1 protein-coding gene is annotated in these 1,601 nt (G+C 50.7%); it reads left to right on the top strand.

The genetic code is table 11. From position 1 onward, the window contains the following. Positions 1 to 1,450: InlB B-repeat-containing protein (locus tag PORUE0001_RS10235; protein ID WP_410524541.1), on the top strand; the 1,450-nt coding region annotated here is incomplete at its 5' end. Positions 1,451 to 1,601 lie beyond the last annotated feature (151 nt).

Below are 1,601 nucleotides of genomic sequence, written 5' to 3'. Positions count from 1 at the left end.
GGTGGAGTGCCCACGTCCGACAAAGTATAGCGTCAGCTTTGCTTATGACGAGACAGTAGGCACGCTCCTCTTCCTCGGTAAGAGCGTACAGAGTGGTGCCTCTATCCCGCTAGCGTCCCTGACGAACCTTAGCCTGACCTATCAAGCTAAGGAGCTTGTGGGGAACAAAGTCAAAGTGACCGTCACCAACGATGCCCCTAAGGCTGTAAGCAAAGAGGCAACGTGGACAGTCAATGCAGACGACACCTACAGTGTGGAGACCTCACAGGAAGGTGAGGGAGAGCTTGTCGTCCGTGGTGCTAAGAACCTCCAGCGAGTACCCGCAGGTACAGAGCTAACGGTCTTTGCCACACCAGCCGACGGTTGGGAGCTAGTCGCTCTAACCGCCAATGATGTGGACATACTCAAGAGCAAGACTTTTGAGGTTGCTGGCAACACGACTGTACGAGCAACCTTTACGAAGAAAGCTCCAACGACCTACGCTGTCACGCTCACGAAGGAGGGTGAAGGCAAGGTCGCCATATCAGGAGCGGACAACTTAGGTGCCGTTGTAGCGGGTACTAAGTTGACGGTCACCGCTACCCCAGCCGACGGTTGGGATCTAGTAGCTCTAACCGCCAATGGAGCAGACATTCTCTCTAGCAAAACCTTTGTAGTGTACAACCCAACAGAGGTACGCGCCACCTTTACGAAGAAAGCTCCAACGACCTATGCAGTCACGCTCACAAAGGAGGGTGAAGGTAAGGTCGTCATCACTGGTGCTGACAACTTAGGTGCCGTTAGAGCGGGTACTAAGTTGACGGTCACCGCTACCCCTGCCACAGGCTGGGGGGTTAAGAGCATCACGGCTAACGGCAAGGATATAACGGCAGAGAAGAGTTTTGTGGTGACGAGTAATACTATTGTCAAGGTTGTCTTCGCCATTAAGACCTACCCTGTCACGCTCACGAAGGAGGGTGATGGTAGGGCCTTCATCCTAGAAACGGACAACTTAGGTGCCGTTGCGCTGGGTTCTAAGTTGACTGTCATCGCTGAGCCATACCCTGGCTGGGATGTTAAGAGCATCACAGCCAATGGTAAGGATATAACGACAGACAAGACCTTTGTAGTCAATGGGGCTACAGACGTCAATGTCGTCTTTTATAAAGTGCTAGAGTCTAGAGTTGTAGTTCGCTACGATCCGACAGAAATCGCAGAAATGTCTCTTAACGACTTACCCCCTCTGATGACGTCCGATGGTCCTGGTTTGCATACAATTTCCGTTCGAATGGGTGACGATGTCAAGCTCTCTATAAAAGCAAAGGATGGTTATAGAATTACTTTTGTTGCCTCAGATCCTTCAGGGCTTCTTCGTCCTACGAGAAGAACCTCCAGTGAGGCTGAGTATCTGATCAACACCTCTAAGCATCAAGAAGTCGAAGTGTTGGTGCATTGCACGCGCCAGTCTTAAACCTCTATCACAATATAATCTATGAAACGTAATCACGTCCGATGGCTAACAGCCATCATAACTACAGCTCTGCTCCTCCTTGGAGCAGGGCTACCTGCTAAAGCGCAACTTCCCGTTGTTGACCCATCTATAATTGCTAGTGATTTCGTTG

Source organism: Porphyromonas uenonis 60-3, from assembly GCF_000174775.1.
Taxonomy (GTDB): Bacteria; Bacteroidota; Bacteroidia; order Bacteroidales; family Porphyromonadaceae; genus Porphyromonas; species Porphyromonas uenonis_A.
Note: the sequence above shows the minus strand (reverse complement) of the source record. Positions and strands in the feature narration are given on the sequence as shown.